The sequence below is a fragment of the Pseudomonas sp. NFACC05-1 genome (assembly GCF_900100135.1).
Taxonomy (GTDB): domain Bacteria; phylum Pseudomonadota; class Gammaproteobacteria; order Pseudomonadales; family Pseudomonadaceae; genus Aquipseudomonas; species Aquipseudomonas fluorescens_Q.
Map to the genome: position 1 here is coordinate 1 of NZ_FMTR01000053.1, position 1,726 is coordinate 1,726.

Sequence of the window (1,726 nt, forward strand, 5' to 3'; positions counted from 1 at the left end):
CGGTCGGTGTGGCGGTCAGCGTCACGCTGGTGGTGTCGTTGACGTCGCTGACGATGGTGCTGACTGGCGCGGTGTTTGGCGCAATGGCTTCCAGGGTGCCACCGGAGGCCGACGCAATCGACTCCGTCACCGTCGTCGGACCCTGGTAAACATCGTTACCCACAGCAACATCGAGCACGCCCGAGCTTGCGCCAGCGGCGATGGTGATGGTCTTGTCGCTGTCGAGCGTGACCGTCACAGGACCGTTTTGTGCGGTGACTGGATTGCCATTGGCATCGGTCAACGTGGCGGTGTAAGTGATGGTGCCGTTTTCGTTCACGGTCGGTGTGGCGGTCAAGGTCACGGTGGTGGTGTCGTTGACGTCACTGATCACAGTGCTGACCGGCGCGGTGTTTGGAGCAATGGCTTCCAAGTTACCGCCCGATGCCGAGGCAATCGATTCGGTAACCGTCGTCGGGCCTTGGTACACGTCGTTGCCGACGGCCACATCCAACGCCCCCGAGCTTGCGCCGGCAGCGATGGTGATGGTTTTGCCGCTGTCCAGGGTGACGGTGACCGGACCATTCTGCGCGGTGACTGGGTTGCCGTTGGCATCGGTCAGGGTCGCGGTGTAGGTGATGGTGCCGTTTTCGTTCACGGTTGGCGTAGCGGTCAGCGTCACCGTGGTGGTGTCGTTGACGTCGCTGACGATGGTGCTGACCGGTGCGGTGTTTGGAGCAATGGCTTCCAGGTTACCGCCCGTGGCAGTACTGATGCTTTCGGTGACGGTGGTTGGGCCTTGGTACACGTCGTTGCCAACGGCTACGTCCAATACGCCCGAGCTTGCGCCCGCCGCGATGGTGATCGTTTTACCGCTTTCCAGCGTGACAGTGACCGGACCATTTTGCGCCGTAACTGGGTTGCCGTTGGCGTCGGTCAGCGTAGCGGTGTAGGTGATCGTGCCGTTTTCATTCACGGTCGGTGTGGCGGTCAAGGTCACCGTGGTGGTGTCGTTGACATCGCTGACGACGGTGCTGACCGGAGTCGTGTTTGGTGCGATGGCCTCCAGGTTGCCACCGGATGCCGAGGCGATCGATTCGGTAACCGTTGTTGGACCCTGGTAAACATCGTTACCCACAGCAACATCGAGCACGCCCGAGCTTGCGCCAGCGGCGATGGTGATGGTCTTGCCGCTGTCCAGGGTGACGGTGACCGGACCATTTTGCGCGGTGACCGGGTTGCCATTGGCATCGGTCAACGTCGCGGTGTAGGTGATGGTGCCGTTTTCGTTCACGGTCGGTGTGGCGGTCAGCGTCACCGTGGTGGTGTCGTTGACATCGCTGACGATGGTGCTGACCGGCGCGGTGTTTGGAGCAATGGCTTCCAAGTTGCCGCCCGATGCCGAGGCAATCGACTCAGTAACCGTCGTCGGACCTTGGTAAACATCGTTGCCAACAGCCACATCCAACACGCCCGAACTTGCGCCGGCCGCGATGGTGATGGTTTTACCGCTGTCGAGGGTCACGGTAACCGGACCGTTTTGCGCGGTGACCGGATTGCCGTTGGCATCGGTCAACGTCGCGGTATAGGTGATCGTGCCGTTTTCGTTCACGGTTGGCGTGGCGGTCAAGGTCACCGTGGTGGTGTCGTTGACGTCGCTGACCACAGTGCTGACTGGCGCGGTGTTCGGGGCGATGGCTTCGAGGTTACCGCCCGTGGCGGTACTGATGCTTTCGGTGACGGTGGT

At 61.5% G+C, this 1,726-nt stretch carries 1 protein-coding gene; it reads right to left on the reverse strand.

From position 1 onward, the window contains the following. Positions 1 to 1,726 (reverse strand): immunoglobulin-like domain-containing protein (locus tag BLO97_RS30420; RefSeq protein ID WP_371914908.1); only part of this gene is annotated, 1,726 nt, incomplete at both ends.